We start from the raw sequence: 18,967 nt of genomic DNA, 5'->3' as shown, positions 1-18,967 counted from the left end.
ACACCTCGACTCAGACTCGTGACAGACGTCTAAGCTAATGCGGCTTTGGGCCGATGACTACCGATTTTTTTGCAGGACAGAGTGGACTGCCGACCAGCGTTTACAGCTGTAGGGCCTCATCGCGAGCAGGCTCGCTCCCACATGGGATTTGTGAGCGTCGAAAACCATTGTGGGAGCGAGCCTGCTCGCGATGACGATTTATCAGACAACCTCTATGCAAGAGGTAACGACTATTTTTCGAACCCATTGGACGGAAACATATCCGTGCCGCGCCAGCGTCGAACCGAGCGCTGGAAGAACAGGCTATTGGGCACTTGCACCATGGCGCTGCCGGTGCCGAGTTCTTCCGCTTCAATCAGCGTGGTGTAGAGCAGATTAATCGCAACGACCCGGCCTTTGACGCCGGGCTTGTCGGTGGTGTCCACCAACTCGACCACATCACCGATCCGAAATGGGCCGACGGTGAAGATCAGGATGGCGCACAACAGATTCGAGAGCACGCTCCACATGGCGAAGAACGCCACTGCCGCTACCGCGACAAACCCGGACAACGCGGTCCAGAGCACCGTAGCCGAAACGCCGAGGCGTTCCAGGACGAAGATCAGCGCGCTGCCCATGATCAGCCAGCGCAAACCACCACGCAGCGGCATCAGCAACTGCGGCGGTAACGGATAGCGCTCGCCCAGACGCGTCAGGCACTTGGCCACGAAGCGCTGAGCGATGTAGCCCGCCAACAAGATCAGCAGGATTTGCCCAAAGAGCCACAGAGGCTCAATCCACACGGCAGCCAATGGCAGCTTGAACGCGTCCATCAAGACAGAGCCTCCAGCTCCGCCTGCATGCTTTCCAGCAACTCCAGCGCTTCCATCCAGGCTTCTTCCAGCTCGGCTTCACGGACCTTCAGCTTGGCCTGCTCGGCCAGCAGATCACGCAAATCGTTTTTGCGCGCCGGCTCGTAAATGTCGCTGTCGCCGAGGCTGGTATCGATCTTCGCCAGCTTCTCGTGCAGCTTGCCCAGTTCGGCTTCGAGCTTGTCAGCCTCGCGCTTGTGCGGTGCCAGTTGCTGACGCAACGCGGCCGCCGCCTGGCGCTGGGCCTTCTTGTCGGTCTTGTCCGGATTGACCGGCGTATTGCTGACCGGGGCATTGCGCTGACGGTAATCCACCAGCCAACGGGTGTAGTCTTCCAGGTCGCCGTCGAACTCCTCGACCTTACCGTCCGCCACCAGGTAGAAATTGTCGGTGGTACTTTTGAGCAAATGGCGATCGTGGGAGACCACCAGTACCGCGCCACTGAATTCCTGCAGGGCCATGGTCAGCGCCAGGCGCATTTCCAGGTCCAGGTGGTTGGTCGGTTCGTCGAGCAGCAACAGGTTCGGTCGGCCCCAGGCGATCAATGCCAGCGCCAGACGGGCCTTTTCGCCACCGGAGAAGTTCAGCACCGGCTCATCGATACGCGCACCGCGGAAGTCGAATCCACCGAGGAAATCGCGCAGCGTCTGCTCGCGCTCGGTCGGCGCCAGGCGCTGCATGTGCAGCAGCGGGCTGGCCTTGGAGTCGAGTGAGTCCAGCTGATGCTGGGCGAAGTAGCCAACGACGGTGTTCTCGCCACGGGTCAGTCGGCCGGACAACGGTTCGAGTTCACCGGCAAGGTTTTTGATCAGGGTCGATTTACCGGCACCGTTCGGGCCAAGCAAACCGATCCGCGCACCGGGGGTCAGTTGCAGCTTGACCTTCTCCAGCACGGCTCGCTCGCCGTAACCCAGTCGGGCGTCGGAGAGATCAATCAACGGGCTGGAGATTTTCACTGATTCGCGGAAAACGAAATCGAATGGCGAATCGACGTGGGCGGCGGACAGTTCTTCCATCCGCTCCAGCGCCTTGATCCGGCTCTGGGCCTGACGGGCCTTGGTGGCCTGGGCCTTGAAGCGGGCGATGTAGCTTTCCATGTGCGCACGTTGCGCCTGTTGCTTCTCGTAGGCCTGCTGTTGCTGGGCCAGACGTTCGGCGCGAGCGCGTTCGAAGGCGCTGTAACCACCGCGATACAGGGTGATCTTGCGCTGATCGACGTGGGCCACGTGATCGACCACGGCATCGAGGAAGTCCCGGTCGTGGGAAATCAGCATCAAGGTGCCAGGATAGCTTTTGAGCCATTCTTCGAGCCAGATGATGGCGTCGAGGTCCAAGTGGTTGGTCGGTTCGTCGAGCAACAACAAGTCCGAGGGGCACATCAAAGCCTGCGCCAGGTTCAGACGCATCCGCCAACCACCAGAGAAATCTCCTACCTGGCGATCCATCTGCTCATTGGTGAACCCAAGGCCGGCCAGCAGTTTTCGGGCCCGGGCATCGGCGGTGTAACCGTCGGCGCTGTCGAGTTCCGAGTGCAGGCGGGCCTGAGCGGTACCGTCATGGGCCGCTTCGGCTGCCGCGAGGTCGCGTTGCACCTCACGCAGGCGCAGGTCGCCATCGAGCACATAGTCGACCGCCACCCGATCGAGGGTGTCGATCTCCTGGCGCATGTGGGCGATGCGCCAGTCCGCCGGCAAGAAGCAATCACCCGAATCCGGGTGCAGGTCACCCAGAAGCAAGGCAAACAGGCTCGATTTGCCGGCGCCGTTGGCACCGATGAGGCCGGCTTTGTGGCCGGCGTGCAGGGTCAGCTCGGCGTCTTCTAGCAGACGTTGCGGGCCACGCTGTAAAGTCAGGTTCTGAAGTCGAATCATAATGGCGGCGGAGTCTACCAGCTTCGCTCGCAACTGGCGCGAGTAGCACTATGTCCTCTGACCTGTGGAGCTTTTCCCTTAGTACTTACGCCCGTCCCGGCGTTGAACCTGCGTGCCTGCAATTGCAGTCGGCGGGTATCAATGTGTGCTTGCTGCTCTGCGGGCTGTGGCTGGGAGAACGTGGCGTCGCCTGTAACGAACACCGATTGCAGCAACTGCGTAGCGTGGCCGAGCCGTGGGACGCAGAGGTGGTGCAACCGCTGCGAGCCTTGCGGGTGAATTGGAAAGTCGTCGCCGACGTCGATGGCGAACTGAATGCCTTGCGCGAGCAAGTGAAGGCACTCGAACTGGAAGCCGAGCGACATCTGTTGTTGCGACTGGAGAGAACGGCGCAAAGTTGGCCGCAGGGTGACGCGGCCGATCTAGCGGCCTGGCTGGCAGGTGTGACGGCAGGCGCCGTCCACCTGGACCGCGACGCGCTGCATCAGCTGCGCGTCGCGGCAACCGGCACTTAGGAAGCGCTGGTTGGGGTGGTTGCTGCGATCGATGCGGCGGCCGGCGTTGGCGCTGGCGGCGTTGTCGAGGTGGCTGCTGCTAAAGCAGACGTTGCCGCCGGAACCGGGTTGGCTGGCTTGGCAACTGGCGCGGTGGCCGGCTTGGCGGCAACAGGTTTTTTCACCGCTGGTTTCGCAACAGGCTTGGCCGCGACTGGCTTGGCAGCAGGTTTAGCCGCAGCAGGTTTTGCTGCTGGCTTAGCGGCTGGTTTGGCAGCAGCTTTTACCGCCGGTTTTGCAGCTGGTTTTGCAGCAGCTTTAGCCGCAACAGGTTTGGCAGCCGGCTTGGCCGCAGGTTTCGCCGCCGCAGTTTTGGCAGCGGGTTTGGCTGCAGGTTTAGCGGCCGTTTTTGCTGCTGGTTTGGCTGCTGGTTTGGCTGCGGCAGTTTTCGCCACGGCTGGTTTTGCAGCAGCCGTTTTTGCAGTGGCTGGCTTGGCGGCGGCAGGCTTGGCAGCCGTCGTTCTAGCAGCCGGTTTCGCAGCGCTGGCAGCGACTGGTTTTCTCGCCGCAGGTTTTGCTGCTGGTTTTGCTGCGGCTTTCACCGGTGCTTTGGCAGTCGGTTTGGCGGCAGGCTTGGCCGGTGCTTTTGCAGCAGCCGGTTTGGCAGCGGCTTTCTTGGCAGGAGCCGCAGCAGGCTTGGCCGAACGCAGGGACAACGCCTTGCCGACAGCCTCTTGTACACGACCGACGCCCTGGGCCAGTTTCAGGCTTTCTTGAGCATCGCGCTTGAGTTGCAGAATGTAGCTGCGAGTTTCGGATTGACGATCCTTGAGGGCATCGAGCAAGTCCTCAAGCTCCTTCACCGCGCCCTTGGCTTTGGCTTGTGCCTTGGCCTTGCCGGCCGCCGCAGCGTCCTGCAATTTGGTACGGGACTTGTGCAGTTTTTCTTGTGCTTTTCCGCGTTGCTTTTCCAGTTTGGCGAGCAGTTTTTCAGCATCAGCCAAGGCTTGGGAGCAAGCGTTTTCCAGATGCTCGAGCAAGCTGCCCGAGAGTTGTTGGAGTAAGTGCAACGGAGTATTTACAGGCTTCTTGGTGGCCGACATGGTTTACCTCCTGGCTGACGTGGGTGCGGCTCATACTAGACCTCTGCTGCTACCGCCGCTAGGGCATCTTGACAGTATCCAAAGCGCGACGTTGCAACGGATTGAAATTCTTCTGCGCTTGCGCAAAACCAGTTCACCGTCGAGCGCATTCACACTGGCATAATCCCCCGCACCTCAGGTCGGAGAGTGCCCATGTCGCGCTACCTTTTTTTATCACTGTGCGTGTTTTTTTCCGTGGCCCAGGCCGCCGAAAAAACCAAAGAAAATGACACTCATGATCTCTCTTACAGCCTGGGCGCAAGTCTCGGCGAACGCCTGCGCCAGGAGGTTCCCGATCTGCAACTTCAGGCGCTGATCCAAGGCTTGCAACAAGCCTATCAAGGCAAACCCCTGGCGCTGAAAGATGAGCAGATCGAACAGATTCTTGCCGAGCACGAAGCCCAGGTCGCCTTGCAACCGAGCACGCCGCAAAGCGAAATCGCACTCGAAAAAGAGCAGGCTTTTCTCGCCGAGGAAAAAGCCAGACCGGGCGTTCGTGAGCTGGCCGATGGAATATTGCTAACGGAGTTGGCGCCAGGCACGGGTGCCAAAGCTGGCCCCAACGGCAAAGTCCAGGTGCTATATATCGGTCGCCTTCCCGACGGCACGGTGTTCGATCAGAACAGTCAGCCGCAGTGGTTCAGTCTCGACAGCGTGATCAGCGGATGGCGTAGCGCGTTGCAGCAAATGCCGGTCGGTGCGAAATGGCGCCTGGTGATTCCATCAGCCGAAGCCTATGGCGCCGAGGGTGCCGGCGACCTGATTGCGCCCTTCACACCGCTGGTATTCGAAGTCGAACTGCGCGGTGCCACAGGCTGAATACCGGAAATGAAAAACGGCGCGCATAGCGCACCGTTTTTGGAGGTCTTGCAGGAAGGGGGTTCAGGCCTGAACCGGGTCCTCTTCCTTGTGAGCGGTGTGCAGCACTTCGATCAGGCAGTCTTCCAGCTCGAAGCGCTCGTGCAACAGGCCACCCAGCTCTTTGAATTTCTCTGCCACGCATTGACCTGCATCACATAGGTCGTTGAACGCGAGCAGCTTCTCGGTGATGACGTCGATGCGAGGGTAGATGGTCTCGGCCAGCTCGAGACCGCGAGTGTCACCAAACGCTTTGGCTTCGCCGGTCAGCTGTTCGTAGATCTCGAAGTGCCCGGCAGACACGTAATCGACCAGCACGCCGCAGAATTCCTGCAACGGCTTACGGTTCTCACCCAGTGCCTCAGGCTTGGCGCCGAGAGCATCATAGGCCCGAACCAGCTCGTGACGCTCCTGCAACCAGCGATCGATCAGCAGATGCACTCCACCCCAACGTTCCTGAGCATTCTGACAACTTTCGAGCATGGTGATCTCTCTTCCCTTGTGGGTCATGCTGCCCTACACCCGTCGCCACACTTGAAGGTCAAGTATCGGCCAGGCAGAGCGTCATTCGAGCAACATAATTCCAATGACACGTGCGGGCCAGATTATGCCCGCGCGACAATGGCTTCAAGGTACGCAGGAGATAAAGTTCATACAAGTGTTTAATCACCCGCCACCACCCGGTGCGACGAACCGCCGCTGAGCGGTCGCAGACAGGCTTTCCAGACAAGTCGCAGCAACTGGTAAATACCTAAAATCGTCATCGCCATGAAGAGCAGCAGACTCCACTCAGGAATGCTCAGGTCGAACAGTGTCCAGGAAATCTCCGCGCACTCTGCCTCCCCTTTAAACATCTGTGTCACTTGGCAAAACCAGGGCATGTCCTCGTACTGAACAGCCAGATCAGGCGGGCACGTCATCAGCCGATGCGCTGGATCGCTCTGCAGCACTACCTGCCGCCACGCCGTGACCGTACCCGCCAGACTGCAAAACAGCCCGAGCATCCAATACAGGAAAGAGCCAAAGCGGCCCGGCCCATGCACCGAAGCAGCCAGGCAAATACCCGTGAGTAACGCGAGGCAAGATCGCTGCAACAGGCACAACCCGCAAGGTTTGAGGCCGACCACATATTCCAGGTAATAAGACACGCCCAAGACCAGGGCACCTGCAATGAAAGCCATGAAAAACAAGGAGCGTGAGCAGGCCAAAGACATGGCATTTCCGTAACAGTAGAGACAGGCGGTTACGGTAGAGGAAAGCGCTGCAGCCTTTCAAGGCAGGTCAGCGGGGACACTTCAGCAGAAGTGTAGGGAATTCCCGACAGGAACGAGAGGATTAGGTGTAGTCCCCTGTAGGACTTTGCCGTTAACGGACTACAAAGGTTAAATCCCGACAGTTTGCAGGCGACTGGATCGCTCCTTTGAGCGACCCGTCATCCACTCTTCAAGCGTGAACAGGAACCGGCAACGGTGCCGCCAGCAAGCGCTCGTCCAGCAAGACCAAGCCCTCCTGGAACAACTGATTGCTGCGTTCTGTGTCACCCAGCTGCGCCAGCAGCCGCGCCAGTTCCGCACAGGCTTCCGGGTTGCGCTGCACTCGCAGGCTGCTTTCCAGATAGTCCCGGGCCTTGCCCCAAAGGCTGCTTTGCAGACACAAGCGCCCCAAAGTCAGCAGCAGGCTCGGATCGGCCGGATGATCCTTGAGCCAACCCTCGGCCGTGTGCAGTTGACGTGCCGGATCGCTGCCGCGAACGAGTCCATAGAGGCGCGCCAGATGACTGTCATAGTTGCGCTTGAGCGCCGTCCGCAGGATCTCTTCGGCCTCGACCTGAGCACCCAGTTGCCGAAGTTGCTCGGCATAAGCGAGCACCAGTTGCGGTTCCTGACGCTGAGCTGAGGTCAACTGCTGCCAGGCGCGATTGAGCGATTGCAAGCCGACCGCCCCGTCTTCTTCCCGATGCGCCGCCAGGGACAGGTTCTCACCCCAGGCCCGGCGTTCCAGTTCGGCCAGTTCGGCCGGTGGCAGGACCTTATCCTTGCGCAGCTCCGGCAGCAGACGAATCACGGCCGACCAGTCGCCCCGCTGTTGGTGCAAGCGCTGCAACTGGCGCAAGGTCTGGACGTTATGAGGATGACGCTCGCGCATGGCTTGCAGGGTCACCAGGGCGCCGTCGGTATCGCCGCGATCAGTCTGTAATTGCGCGTGGCTCAGGGCAATCGCCAACTCTGCCTGGGGTTGTCGCTCAAGAGCGCGCTCCAGCAGGTTGTCGCTTTCCTCGTATTGACCTTGTTCGTTCGCGGCCCTGGCGGCGCCGAGGTAGTAAAGCAGAGGCTGGCGCTCGGCTTCCGCAGCCCGATGCAGATGGCGCTGCGCACTGGCCCAGCGACCTTCGGCCAGATCCAGCTGACCGTGCTCAATTGCCACCTGCACCCGGCGACTGCGATTGCGCCGCGACCAGGGATTGACCACGCCGCTGGAGGTCGTCACCAATTCGATCAACGCCTTGATGCCCCAGAACACCAGCCAGAGCACGGCGACCAACGCCAGGGTTGCCCACAGACTAGACTCGTAACGGAAGCTTTTATAGGCGACCAGCACGTAACCGGAATGCTCGGCAATCGCCAGCCCGAGCGCGGCAGCAGCGGCGATCACCAGGAACACGATCACATAGAGGCGTTTCATGGCGTCGCCTCCGGAATGGTGTCCGCGGCAGGTTTGGCCATCGGCTTGATCGAGTCCTCGGCGTTGACGTTACGCCGCTCCAGATACCCTTGAACTGCACTCAGCGTGCCGGTCAGGTCTGGCGTGACAACGGTGACCGGTTGCTTGCTCAACTCGCCAACCTGCTCAAGCATCACTTTGCTCTGAGGATTGTCCGGGTTGAAGTTGCCCTTGAGCACGTCCCGCGCTTCGGCCAGCGCCTGGGTATAAACCGCGGCCTGGCCATTGAGCGCGGCCCATTGCGCCTGCTCCAGTGCCAGGCTCAGGGCCAGGCGCACCTGGCTCAGGCTCTGCCCGGCCAGCAACGGACGCACATTCTTGTCGGCGTTGAAGTCGATGCGGATGTAGCGCGAGACCTGATCCCACCATTGCGCCCAACGACTGGCGCCGTCGCCATCAGCGGTGAGACCCAGCAGGGATTCGCCACGATCCTTGTACTCAGGTGCCAGCTCGGTGAGGCCGATCACTTGATCGCGCAGCGCCCCCAGCCGCAGGAACAGACCGGTGCGATCCGGCTGTTGGGTGCTACGCAATGCCACCAGCGTTTTGGCAACTTGCTCGCGAGCGGCAAAGGAACCCGGATCGTTCTGTTCGCGCAGAATCTCATCGGCGCCCTGCACCAAAGCCTGGGCACTGCTGATGTCCTGCAACGCGGAAAGACGCAGGCTGGCCAGACGCAGCAGGTGCTCGGCCTCGGCCAGACGCCAATCCTTGCGGCTGGCGCCGAGAACCGTTTCCAGACGTTGATTCAGGCGTTGCTGATCGCCTTGAAGTTGAATGACCAAACGACTGCGCGCGTCTAGCTCGGCGGCGGCAGGCATTTGTTCCAGGCGAGCAGTCAGGCGTTGTTCATTGAGCTTCAGGTCCTGTGCCTGATCGTTCAATGCCTGGACCTGACTCAACTGCAGTTGAGTATTGGCTTGCAGGTGACGCACCTGCCAGACTCCCCAACCGCCCACGGCGACACCGGCAGCGCCCAGCAACAGCGCGACGATTGCCAGCCCATTGCCTCGGCGCTGCACTGCAGCAGGTGGCCCGGTTTCAACCGGTGCTTCAACCGGTGCATCGAGCACTGGCTTGACGTCATCTTTAGGCAAGGCTGTTTCGCTCACGTATCCATCCTTTGCATTAGAGAACGGGTCCGGGATGCTCCCGCAACGCCGTCAGCAAAGCCGCGGCACTGGCGCCACGACAATCCACAACTGTTTGGGCCCCGGCGGCACGTGCCAGCTCGGCAACCCTGGGGCTTGGAACAAACAACGGCAACCGCGCCAATCGCGGCCAGGCATCGCCGGCCAATTGATGCAGGTGCTCAAAACCCTGTCCACTGCTGACCACCAGCCCGTTCAAGCGTTCCGCTTCGATCCGGTCAGACAGCGCTGCCGGCGGGTACTGCGGCAGGTCGCGGCGGTACAACTCCAGATACTCGACACTAGCACCAAGCTCGCGCAAACGCTCAGCCAGCAACTCACGCCCGCCCTCCCCACGCATGATCAGCACGCGCGGACCGGGCCGCGCGATTGCCTCGCGCAACTGAGGAAGTTCAAGCAAGGCTTCGCTGTCATCGCCCTCCACCGGAAAGCTGATGTCCAACCCGCGATCCTCGAGGATCTGCGCGGTGGCGGCGCCCACGCTGAACCACTTCAAACGAGGGGGTTGCGGCCGATACCTGTCGAGCAGATCCACGGCAATTCTGGCGGCCGGCTTACTGACCACGATCACCGCGCAATAGCGATCCAGCCCCTGAATCATCTCGCGCATTGTGTCAGAGGCAGGAATCGGCTCGATCTCCAAAAGCGGCAAACTGCTGCTGAAAATCCCCTTTTCGGCCAAAAGACTGCTCAGCGCCGCCGACTCATCCGCGGGACGCGTCAGCAGCAGGCGCCAACCCATCACTCGTGACCTGCCTCGCCGTAGACTGCTTTCAGAATGTCGTTGGCGCCTTGACTCAGCAGGTCTTCAGCCACTTGCACGCCCAAGGCTTCGGCATCGCTTCGTGGCGCACGAGCCTCGGCGCTGAGCAGCAGACCGCCGTTCGGATCACCGACAAGACCCCGCAACCAGATCTGCTCGCCTTCAAGCACGGCATAGCAGGCGATCGGCACTTGGCAGCCGCCATTCAAATGTTTGTTGAGAGCACGTTCGGCGGTCACGCGGATGGCGGTGTCCTGATGGTGCAGCGGTGCCAACAGCGCGTGAATTTCGCTGTCGACGCTGCGGCATTCGATACCCACCGCGCCTTGGCCACCGGCCGGCAGACTGTCGTCGACGCTGATGGCCGAGGTAATCCGATCTTCAAAGCCGAGACGAATCAGGCCGGCGGCCGCGAGGATAATGGCGTCGTATTCGCCGGCATCGAGCTTGGCCAGACGCGTGTTGACGTTGCCGCGCAGGAAGCGAATTTCCAGGTCCGGACGACGGGTCAGCAACTGGGCCTGACGGCGCAGGCTGGAGGTGCCGACGATGCTGCCTTGCGGCAATTCGTCCAGGCTGGTGTAGGTGTTGGAGACGAATGCATCGCGCGGGTCTTCGCGCTCGCAGATGCAAAACAGACCGAGGCCTTCAGGGAAGTCCATCGGCACGTCTTTCATCGAGTGCACCGCGATGTCGGCTTCGTTTTCCAGCAGCGCGGTTTCCAGTTCTTTGACGAACAGGCCCTTGCCGCCGATTTTCGACAGTGGCGAGTCGAGCAACTTGTCACCGCGACTGACCATGGGCACCAACGTCACAAGCAGACCCGGATGGGCCTCTTCCAGACGGGCTTTGACGTATTCGGCCTGCCACAGGGCGAGTGCACTTTTACGGGTGGCGATGCGGATTTCGCGAGAGGACATGGATCAATCCGTACTGAATAGATACGGCGGATAATAACAGCTCAACCAAATCCACTTTGACTTGTATCAGAAACCGCGTGGCCTCCCTGGCCTCAGACATCCAGCAATCGGGATGAAACCCGCCCGTAAATGGCGGATTAAAGCTGTTGCATCATCTTGCGCACGCCGGCCACATGCCGTCGGCTGACGATCAGGGCGTCGCCGTTCAAGCCTTTGAGGAACAGCTGAAAATGCCCCAGAGGCGTGCGCTGCAGACGTTCGATGCGCTCGCGGGCGACCAGCGCGTTGCGGTGGATTCGCACGAAGCGATCGCCAAATTCATCTTCAAGGGCCTTGAGCGGCTCATCCAGCAGCACTTCGCCGCCTTCGTGGCGCAAGGTCACGTATTTGTGATCCGCAATGAAGTAGACCACCTGATTCAATGGGATCAGCTCGATGCCTTTACGGGTACGGGCGCTGATGTGGCTGCGCGGGCCGCTGCCACTTTCGGCGGCGGGACGGGTCAGGGCCGCGAGCTGGACGCGATTGGGCCGCTCGGCTTTTTTCAACGCTTCATGTAATTGTTCTGTACGCACAGGTTTCACCAGATAGCCTACGGCGCTGGCCTGTAAGGCTTCCACGGCAAATTCATCGGGGCCTGTGCAAAACACCACGGCGGGCGGGGTTTCGCGTTCGCACAATCGTGCAGCCACTTGCAGGCCATCGAGGCCCGGCATGCCGATATCGAGCAGCACGATATCGGGTTTGTGGCTGTCGATCAGAGCCAACGCTTCATCGCCGTTCGTGGCGCTAGGCTCCAGGACACTGTATCCCTCGAGTTCGCCAACCATTCGGCTCAGGCGCTCGCGGGCAAGGGGTTCGTCATCAACGATCAGGACATTCATATTGCGCTGGATTCCTGCGTGAGTCTCGCACAAGGATAGCGTAGACAGGTGAAGTGACGTCCGTCACCGCGATCCACGCTAAGACTAGCGCGACGGCCAAAAAGTGCCGCCCGACCGACGGTTATATTTTCATCTGTCGTGCGTTTGGCGGCCCAGGCCCGCGTTAACGAGGCATCGCCGTAGGGTTTGTTGATACACAATATGAACACCCCCTCTTCTTATAGTCAGCTGCAGCGTCTGGAAGTGCGCTGGTCCTACTGTCCAACTGTAGACGGTTGCCGGCACGATATTGCTCAATTGAAAAATATCGTTGCGCAAATTCCCTCGGCGCTGATTCGAGTATGGGCCGCCACCTGAGAAAAAAACGTATCGACCAGTGTCAGCGACAGGATTGGCAACCCTGTTATTATCCGCGACAGCTTTCTACGCCATCTTTCTTCAGCCGACACGAGCGAATTCATGAGCACTGACAAGACCAATCAGTCCTGGGGCGGCCGCTTCAGTGAACCCGTCGACGCCTTCGTCGCCCGCTTCACCGCCTCCGTCACTTTCGACCAGCGCCTGTATCGCCACGACATCATGGGCTCGATCGCTCACGCCACGATGCTGGCCAAGGTCGGCGTGCTGACCGATGCCGAGCGCGACAGCATCACTGATGGCCTGAAGACCATCCAGGGTGAAATCGAGGCCGGCCAGTTCGACTGGCGCATCGACCTCGAAGACGTGCACATGAACATCGAGGCGCGTCTGACCGACCGCATCGGCGTCACCGGTAAAAAGCTGCACACCGGTCGCAGCCGTAACGACCAGGTCGCCACCGACATCCGCCTGTGGCTGCGTGACGAGATCGACCTGATCCTGAGCGAAATCACCCGCCTGCAAAAAGGCTTGCTGGAACAGGCCGAGCGCGAAGCCGGCAGCATCATGCCGGGCTTCACTCACCTGCAAACCGCGCAGCCAGTGACCTTCGGGCATCACATGCTGGCCTGGTTCGAAATGCTCAGCCGCGACTACGAACGCCTGGTCGACTGCCGCAAGCGTACCAACCGCATGCCGCTGGGCAGTGCCGCACTGGCCGGTACCACCTACCCGATCGACCGCGAATACACCGCTCAACTGCTGGGCTTCGACGCTGTGGGCGGTAACTCGCTGGACAACGTGTCCGATCGTGACTTCGCCATCGAGTTCTGCTCGGCCGCGAGCATCGCGATGATGCACTTGTCGCGTTTCTCCGAAGAGCTGGTGCTGTGGACCAGCGCGCAGTTCCAGTTCATCGATCTGCCGGACCGTTTCTGCACCGGCAGCTCGATCATGCCGCAAAAGAAAAACCCGGACGTCCCGGAGCTGGTGCGTGGCAAGACCGGTCGCGTATTCGGCGCACTGATGGGCCTGCTGACCCTGATGAAAGGCCAGCCCCTGGCCTACAACAAGGACAACCAGGAAGATAAAGAGCCGCTGTTCGACGCCGCCGACACGTTGCGCGACTCGCTGCGGGCCTTTGCCGACATGATCCCGGCGATCAAACCCAAGCACGCGATGATGCGTGAAGCCGCCCTGCGTGGCTTCTCCACCGCCACCGACCTGGCCGACTACCTGGTACGTCGTGGTCTGCCGTTCCGTGACTGCCACGAAATCGTTGGCCATGCCGTGAAATACGGCGTGGAAAGCGGTAAAGACCTGGCGGAAATGAGCCTGGAAGAGCTGCGCAAGTTCAGCGATCAGATCGATCAGGACGTGTTCGCCGTACTGACCCTGGAAGGCTCGGTGAATGCCCGAGACCACATCGGCGGAACTGCGCCGGCACAGGTCAAGAAGGCTGTGGTTCGCGGCCAGGCGTTACTCGCCAGCCGCTAAAAGCATCGCGGGCAAGCCTTGCTCCTACGGATTCGCGTGATCCGCAGGAGCAAGGCTTGCCCGCGATGACATTCGCAAGAACGCTGCAAAAACCTACTTCTTGGACGCGACCATCGCCAAAAACGCTGGCATCGCCGCTTCCTTGTCCTTCGCAATCCGCTGCACATTCGGATTTTGCCCCAGACGCTCCAGCAGCGCCTTGGCTGCCGGCATCTCAGCCAGCAAATCCAGGTCAAACAGCTTCTGCGCCACCGCACAGGCCAGCGGCACGCTGTAGAGGAAATACAAATCCGCAATGCTCAGGCTATCACCTGCCACATAAGGGGCGAACTTGCCGTGCCTGCCCAGTGAGGCAAACCCCAGCAGCAACTCGGCTTTGGTCTTGTCCTTGATCGCATCCGGCACCGTCATGCCGAAAAATGCTTCGGCATAGCAGGCACGCCCCGGCAATTCGATGTACAGCTCGATTTCCTTGGCCAATGCCAGGACCTGCGACCGCTCATAGGGATCGCTCGGCAACAGCGGCGTGCCTTTCTGGCTTTGTTCGAGGTATTCGAGAATCACACTGGTTTCGTTGATGAAGCCCTGCTCGACACCCAGCACCGGCACCTTCCCGCGCGGGCTGATGGCTAATGCCTCGGGGCTCGGCCCCGGGTGAAACAGCACCTCTTCAAACGGCAGTCCCTTCTCAAGCAGCGCCAGCTTGACCATGTTGTAGTAGTTGCTGACGGAAAATCCATAAAGCTTGAGCATCACATAGCCTCCAGGCCGTGCGGGGTTGGCAGGTGCCTTTTATAGAATGCCGCGACGTTTCTTGCCAGCAGCATCACAGCGCTGAATGCAGGTAAACTGGCTGCCTTAACTTGAGGAGCCTGCCATGAGCGAGCCAACAGATATCGAGATCGACGAAGAAGAATTCGCCGAAAACACCTTGGTCGAAGCCATCGAAAACCAGATTGAAAGCGACAACCCGCCAGCCGCCAAGGCCACCTTCAACAAGCTGACCCTGGTGGGTTACGAGCGTGAAGAAATCCTCAATCTGATGGCCCACGTTCTGGCAGTGGAAATCGACGCGATCCTCGAAGAAGACCGCGCGTTCAATACCGAATGGTATGAAGCCGCGTTGCGTGCATTGCCAGAGTTGCCGCCGGAAAAGAAGTAATTCCGCAGGCCCCCCTGTGGCGAGGGGATTTATCGAAACGTCGCACCGCCCCGTTGGGCGGCGAAGCCGCCCCAAAACCATAGCACTCGGTGTATCAGGTATACCGTGTGCAATGGTTTACGACTGCTTCGCAGCCGAACGGGGATAAATCCCCTCACCACAGGCGACCTCCACAACCACAAAAACCCGCGCCAACACAAATTGTCACCAATCGCTCCCGCCTTCCTCCAGCCCCTGACTACACTGAACCCACCCCGCTGCCGCACCACCCACCGGGGAATGCTGCCCAAGGCGAAAAAACCCTGTCGCGAGCACTGGACATGCCGCCCGAGTGGGATCACCTTAGGGACGCTGTCGTCCAATTCCTAGAAAGTCTGGAGTCCTTATGTCGCTTACCCCTGAGTTGGTTGCCGAACTGGAAATCCTCGCACTCTTCAACCTGGACAGTTCCCAGGAAGGTTTGAAAATTCATCAGACCGCTGCCCCGAAAGCCATTGCCGCCGCCCAAAGACTGTTCGACAAAGAATTGATCACCCAGCCAGATGGTGGTTATCTGACCAGCCTCGGTCGTGATGCCGCGCAAAATGTGCAAACCGTTCTGACCATTCTCAACGTCCGGGAAACTGCCTGAGCATTACCGTAGCGCCCACGGAAACCCCTGCTACGGGATTTCCGCGGGCACATTTCGTTACCTGCCCTGTTGCCAGCCGTCGCCCCGCGATAAAAATCTGACGCCGGAAAAACAAAATCAGCTTAAAAGTCCTGGAGCCGAGGCGCTAAACTGCCCCTCATCCGCAGACAATCACGTCTGAGCCCCGCGAGCCGGTTTGAGCTGACATGACCCGCACCCATGAAATCCGCCCCGATCTGGACGAGGGAATCGACCGCAAGGTTCTCAGCCAGCTGCGCGCACGTTTTCTGAAGCTCAATGAAGGCCGTATGGCCCGCGCCATGGAAGGGTTGTCGACCCGCCAGCAAGCGGTGCTGAGCTTGTTGCCGCTGTTTTTTCACGTCAATCACCCGCTGTTGCCAGGGTACGTTTCGGGCAGCACGCCGGCCGGGCTGTCGAATTACGAACCCGACGCCAACACCCTCGCCGAAGCCCAGCGCCTGACCCGCTCGTTTTCCTATAAGCCTCGCCATGGCAGCAATCCGCCGCGACCGATTCACGGCCTGTTCCTGATGGGCAGCCTCGGCACCCTCGCCCAGGCCGACCAAAGCGACATGGACGTGTGGGTCTGCCACGGGCCGGACTTGAGCGAAAGCGAGCTCACTGAACTGCGCAAAAAATGCCAGCTTCTCGAAACCTGGGCTGCCAGCCAGGGCGCCGAGGCGCATTTCTTCCTGATCGACCCGACCCGTTTCGTACGCGGCGAACGTGATACCCAACTGAGCTCGGAAGACTGCGGCACCACCCAGCACTATCTGCTGCTGGATGAGTTTTATCGCACCGCGATCTGGCTGGCCGGACGCACGCCCATCTGGTGGCTGGTGCCCGTCTACGAAGAAGCGAGCTACGACCGTTACACCCACACGCTGATGTCCAAGCGTTTCATCCGTGCCGATGAAACCCTCGACCTGGGGCATCTGGCCTATATCCCGCCTGGCGAATTTATCGGTGCCGGGCTCTGGCAGTTGTTCAAGGGCATCGAGTCGCCCTACAAATCGGTCCTCAAACTGCTGCTGATCGAGGTCTACGCCAGCGAACACCCCAAGGTCCATTGCCTGAGCCTGCGCTTCAAGCAAGCGGTGTTTGCCAATCGGCTCGACCTTGACGAGCTGGATCCATACGTCGTGGTTTACCGGCGCATCGAGGAATACCTGACCGCCCGTGGCGAGCCGGAACGCCTGGAGCTGGTACGCCGGGCGTTGTACCTGAAGGTCAATCGCAAACTCACCGGCAGCAGCAGTCGCACGCAGAGCTGGCAGCGTTCGTTGCTCAAACGCCTGGCCCACGAATGGCAGTGGGATCATCGTCAACTGGCCCTGCTCGACAGCCGCAGCCAGTGGAAAGTCCGCCAGGTCGGTTCTGAACGCAGGGCCTTGGTCAAGGAGCTCAATTACAGCTATCGCTTCCTGACCCAGTTCGCCCGCACCGAACAAACCGTCAGCCTGATCAACAAGCGCGACCTCAACGTGCTGGGTCGACGGCTGTACGCAGCTTTCGAGCGCAAAGCCGACAAGGTCGAGTTCATCAACCCTGGCATCGCCCCGGATCTGGCCGAAGACACCCTCACGCTGGTGCACGCGCCGAACAAAAAAGAATTGGGTCAAACTCAGTGGGGTTTGTACAACGGCAGCCTGACGGCCCTCGAATGGGAGCATTTCGCACCGATCAAGCGCAGCCGCCACTTGCTGGAACTGCTGACCTGGTGTCACCGCAACGGCGTGATCGACAGCAGCACTCGCCTGGCCTTGCATCCCGGCACCAGCGACCTGAGCGAGTTCGAACTGTTCAACCTGCTCGGCAGCCTGCAACAGAGCATCGTCCTGCCGCTGACGACCGTCGCCGAAGAACCGTTACTGCGCGCCAGCGTGCCGAGCGAAGTGCTGATTCTGGTGAACGTAGGCGTCGATCCACTCAAGCACCACCGCGACCTGAACATCCTGATGACCACCGAGCGCACCGATTCCCTGAGTTACGCCGGCGTCCGGGAAAACCTGGTACTGACCCTGGATCAGGTCACACTCAACAGTTGGAACGAAGTGCTGGTCAGCCGCTTCGACGGCCCTCACGCGCTGCTCGACTGCGTGCGCGATTACCTCAACAACCTGCCCGGCGGGCTACAACAACCCACGTTGCGGGTTCGGTGCTTCTGCCACAACCGCGCGCAGTTCATCGCCCAGCGGGTTGAAGAGATCCTCGACACCGCGCAGAACCTGCTGTTGAGCAAACTCAATCATCGCTACCTGATTCAGGTCCAGCAGCACTACCACGTGTTGGAACTGGTACCCGGCCAGGTCAATCATGTCGCCCTCGCCACGCTGTCGGCGCTGGTCGATTACCTGGGCGAAGAGCGGGCAAGCTACAGCCCGCTGCACCTGGACCCGATGGCACTGGAAGACCACGACCTGGCGCTGGTCCTGCCGATGGGTCAGCCCGATTGCATTCAGGTGTTCTACCGGATCAACGAATACCACGCCGACCTGTACGTGCTGGATGAATTCAATGCCCTGTGGCAACAGCGCTTGCCCTACCACGACGAGCAAAGCCTGCTGGTGCCGCTGCAACGTTTCCTGCAATCGATCCAGTACCGGCGCGACGCCTTGCTGGCGATGGACGTCGCCCAGCCGTTGAGCCTGGACACCTTGTATTACCAACTGCTGCCCTCCGGCCCTGTACGGGCGCGTCGGGTCGAAGCTCGGCCAGCGCCGCAAACCCCGGTCAACAAACCGTTCTACGACGTGCAGGCGATTGTCGGCAAAGCCGCACCGGGACAGGTGCAGGTCACGTTGTATTGCAATCAGCGGGAATTTTCAGAGCTGGAACATGGCGACCGACTGTTCAACGTGGTCGCCCGGGAAATCGTCGAGCAGCGCCGTGAAACCGAACGCTATCGCTGCTACATCACCGACCTGGACCTGTCGGGCCTGCTCGGTGATGGTCAGCGTTCAAGTATTTTGTATTTGCGCTACAAGGCTGACCTGGAGCGCGCATTGAACGAGGCGCTCGAGCAGGTCTGACGAGCTTATTCCGGAAAGTGACCGCCCTCGGCCGGCTGCCATTCAACTTCCAGCAGGGTGAGTTTGAGCGTCTTGCCGCCCGGTGCTGGCCAGTCGATGTGCTGACCCACCTTCAGGCCGAGCAGCGCGCTGCCCACTGGCGCCAGAATGGAAATCTTGCCTTCGTCGGCATTGGCATCCTTCGGATAAACCAGCGTCAGGTGATAGTCCTTGCCGCTGCCTTCTTCGCGGCAATGCACACGGGAATTCATGGTCACGACATCGGCGGGTACTTCATCGTGACCGACCAGGGTATCGGCGCGATCCAGTTCGGTTTGCAGCGCGATAACGCCCGGCAGCGTGTCATCCAGGCTGTCGATCAGGCGCTCCAGACGTTGCACGTCCAGACGGGTAAGGGTGATTGAAGGTGCTGTCATGATTTGGGCAGACTCCTTTCTTCTGCACAGAAAAAGCAAAACCCCGCCAGAAAAAGGCGGGGTTTTCACGAGCCTCGATGGGTTGAGGCGTTTCTCGACACTATCACAGCTCAATAAATATACAAGTGAGGGGCGACCACCACCCTTGACTGTTATAGAGAACCAATGTGGCGAGGGGATTTATCCCCGTTCGGCT

General features: G+C 60.1%; 18 protein-coding genes and 1 pseudogene. 6 read left to right on the top strand and 13 right to left on the bottom strand.

Annotated elements, in window-relative coordinates; all coding sequences use genetic code 11:
- Positions 1 to 230: 230 nt before the first annotated feature.
- Both IB252_RS12820 and IB252_RS12815 read right to left on the bottom strand, forming a co-directional pair.
- On the bottom strand, positions 231 to 812 hold the full coding sequence (locus IB252_RS12820) for a mechanosensitive ion channel family protein (protein ID WP_192408977.1): 582 nt from the start codon (positions 810 to 812) through the stop codon (positions 231 to 233).
- Entirely contained in the window at positions 812 to 2,722 is a 1,911-nt protein-coding gene (locus IB252_RS12815) for an ATP-binding cassette domain-containing protein (protein ID WP_046045102.1), read from the bottom strand. The genes IB252_RS12820 and IB252_RS12815 overlap by 1 nt, the downstream gene beginning before the upstream one ends.
- A gap of 50 nt (positions 2,723 to 2,772) precedes the next feature.
- On the opposite strand from IB252_RS12815, the gene IB252_RS12810 reads away from it, so the two are divergent.
- Complete coding sequence (locus IB252_RS12810; protein WP_192408976.1) at positions 2,773 to 3,237, top strand: TIGR02444 family protein; 465 nt, start codon at positions 2,773 to 2,775, stop codon at positions 3,235 to 3,237.
- On the opposite strand, the gene IB252_RS12805 is transcribed toward IB252_RS12810, so the two are convergent.
- Positions 3,234 to 4,319 carry an AlgP family protein gene (locus tag IB252_RS12805; protein ID WP_192408974.1) on the bottom strand — a complete coding sequence of 362 codons (1,086 nt, stop codon included), beginning with the start codon at positions 4,317 to 4,319 and terminating at the stop codon, positions 3,234 to 3,236. The two genes, IB252_RS12810 and IB252_RS12805, sit on opposite strands and share 4 nt — an antisense overlap.
- A 192-nt stretch (positions 4,320 to 4,511) precedes the next feature.
- Between IB252_RS12805 and IB252_RS12800 the strand changes: the two genes are divergently transcribed.
- Entirely contained in the window at positions 4,512 to 5,177 is a 666-nt protein-coding gene (locus IB252_RS12800) for an FKBP-type peptidyl-prolyl cis-trans isomerase (protein WP_111448333.1), read from the top strand.
- Between the two features lie 63 nt (positions 5,178 to 5,240).
- On the opposite strand, the gene IB252_RS12795 is transcribed toward IB252_RS12800, so the two are convergent.
- The 8 genes and pseudogenes from IB252_RS12795 to IB252_RS30575 all read right to left on the bottom strand — a co-directional run.
- Complete coding sequence (locus IB252_RS12795) at positions 5,241 to 5,699, bottom strand: Rsd/AlgQ family anti-sigma factor (protein WP_033053386.1); 459 nt, start codon at positions 5,697 to 5,699, stop codon at positions 5,241 to 5,243.
- 179 nt (positions 5,700 to 5,878) lie between these two features.
- A complete protein-coding gene (locus IB252_RS12790; protein ID WP_192408972.1) occupies positions 5,879 to 6,430 on the bottom strand; it encodes a disulfide bond formation protein B in 552 nt (183 codons plus the stop codon).
- Positions 6,431 to 6,659: 229 nt separating this feature from the next.
- Complete coding sequence (locus tag IB252_RS12785) at positions 6,660 to 7,898, bottom strand: heme biosynthesis protein HemY (protein ID WP_192408970.1); 1,239 nt, start codon at positions 7,896 to 7,898, stop codon at positions 6,660 to 6,662.
- Entirely contained in the window at positions 7,895 to 9,049 is a 1,155-nt protein-coding gene (locus IB252_RS12780) for a uroporphyrinogen-III C-methyltransferase (protein ID WP_192408968.1), read from the bottom strand. Before IB252_RS12780 ends, IB252_RS12785 begins: the two co-directional genes overlap by 4 nt.
- A gap of 16 nt (positions 9,050 to 9,065) precedes the next feature.
- Positions 9,066 to 9,833 (bottom strand): uroporphyrinogen-III synthase, encoded by a 768-nt coding sequence (locus IB252_RS12775; RefSeq protein ID WP_192408966.1) that lies wholly within the window; start codon positions 9,831 to 9,833, stop codon positions 9,066 to 9,068.
- Positions 9,830 to 10,771: a hydroxymethylbilane synthase gene (gene hemC / locus IB252_RS12770; protein ID WP_192408964.1), complete on the bottom strand. Its 942-nt coding sequence runs from the start codon at positions 10,769 to 10,771 to the stop codon at positions 9,830 to 9,832. The genes IB252_RS12775 and hemC overlap by 4 nt, the downstream gene beginning before the upstream one ends.
- A 137-nt stretch (positions 10,772 to 10,908) precedes the next feature.
- Positions 10,909 to 11,655, bottom strand: coding sequence for a LytR/AlgR family response regulator transcription factor (locus tag IB252_RS12765; RefSeq protein WP_111448326.1), 747 nt, complete (start codon positions 11,653 to 11,655; stop codon positions 10,909 to 10,911).
- A pseudogene (locus tag IB252_RS30575) lies at positions 11,652 to 11,971 on the bottom strand (sensor histidine kinase); the annotation flags it as partial. The gene IB252_RS12765 and the pseudogene IB252_RS30575, both read right to left, overlap by 4 nt.
- Before the next feature lie 143 nt (positions 11,972 to 12,114).
- On the opposite strand from IB252_RS30575, the gene argH reads away from it, so the two are divergent.
- On the top strand, positions 12,115 to 13,509 hold the full coding sequence (gene argH, locus IB252_RS12760; protein WP_008150277.1) for an argininosuccinate lyase: 1,395 nt from the start codon (positions 12,115 to 12,117) through the stop codon (positions 13,507 to 13,509).
- A 93-nt stretch (positions 13,510 to 13,602) separates the two neighbouring features.
- On the opposite strand, the gene IB252_RS12755 is transcribed toward argH, so the two are convergent.
- Positions 13,603 to 14,262, bottom strand: coding sequence for a glutathione S-transferase family protein (locus IB252_RS12755; RefSeq protein ID WP_192408962.1), 660 nt, complete (start codon positions 14,260 to 14,262; stop codon positions 13,603 to 13,605).
- A gap of 124 nt (positions 14,263 to 14,386) precedes the next feature.
- Here IB252_RS12755 and IB252_RS12750 point away from each other — a divergent pair, with 124 nt between their 5' ends.
- The 3 genes from IB252_RS12750 to IB252_RS12740 all read left to right on the top strand — a co-directional run bounded on the left by IB252_RS12750 (position 14,387) and on the right by IB252_RS12740 (position 18,355).
- Positions 14,387 to 14,671 (top strand): hypothetical protein, encoded by a 285-nt coding sequence (locus IB252_RS12750; protein WP_008150274.1) that lies wholly within the window; start codon positions 14,387 to 14,389, stop codon positions 14,669 to 14,671.
- 385 nt (positions 14,672 to 15,056) lie between these two features.
- Positions 15,057 to 15,302, top strand: a complete 246-nt coding sequence (locus tag IB252_RS12745; RefSeq protein ID WP_008150272.1) for a TIGR02647 family protein — start codon at positions 15,057 to 15,059, stop codon at positions 15,300 to 15,302.
- 206 nt (positions 15,303 to 15,508) lie between these two features.
- Positions 15,509 to 18,355: a class I adenylate cyclase gene (locus IB252_RS12740; protein ID WP_192408960.1), complete on the top strand. Its 2,847-nt coding sequence runs from the start codon at positions 15,509 to 15,511 to the stop codon at positions 18,353 to 18,355.
- A gap of 5 nt (positions 18,356 to 18,360) precedes the next feature.
- Here IB252_RS12740 and rnk read toward each other — a convergent pair whose 3' ends face one another.
- A complete protein-coding gene (gene rnk, locus IB252_RS12735; RefSeq protein WP_008150268.1) occupies positions 18,361 to 18,771 on the bottom strand; it encodes a nucleoside diphosphate kinase regulator in 411 nt (136 codons plus the stop codon).
- Between the last annotated feature and the right edge of the window lie 196 nt (positions 18,772 to 18,967).

The sequence above is a fragment of the Pseudomonas sp. PDM10 genome (genome assembly GCF_014852295.1).
GTDB lineage: Bacteria > Pseudomonadota > Gammaproteobacteria > Pseudomonadales > Pseudomonadaceae > Aquipseudomonas.
Note: the sequence above shows the minus strand (reverse complement) of the source record. Positions and strands in the feature narration are given on the sequence as shown.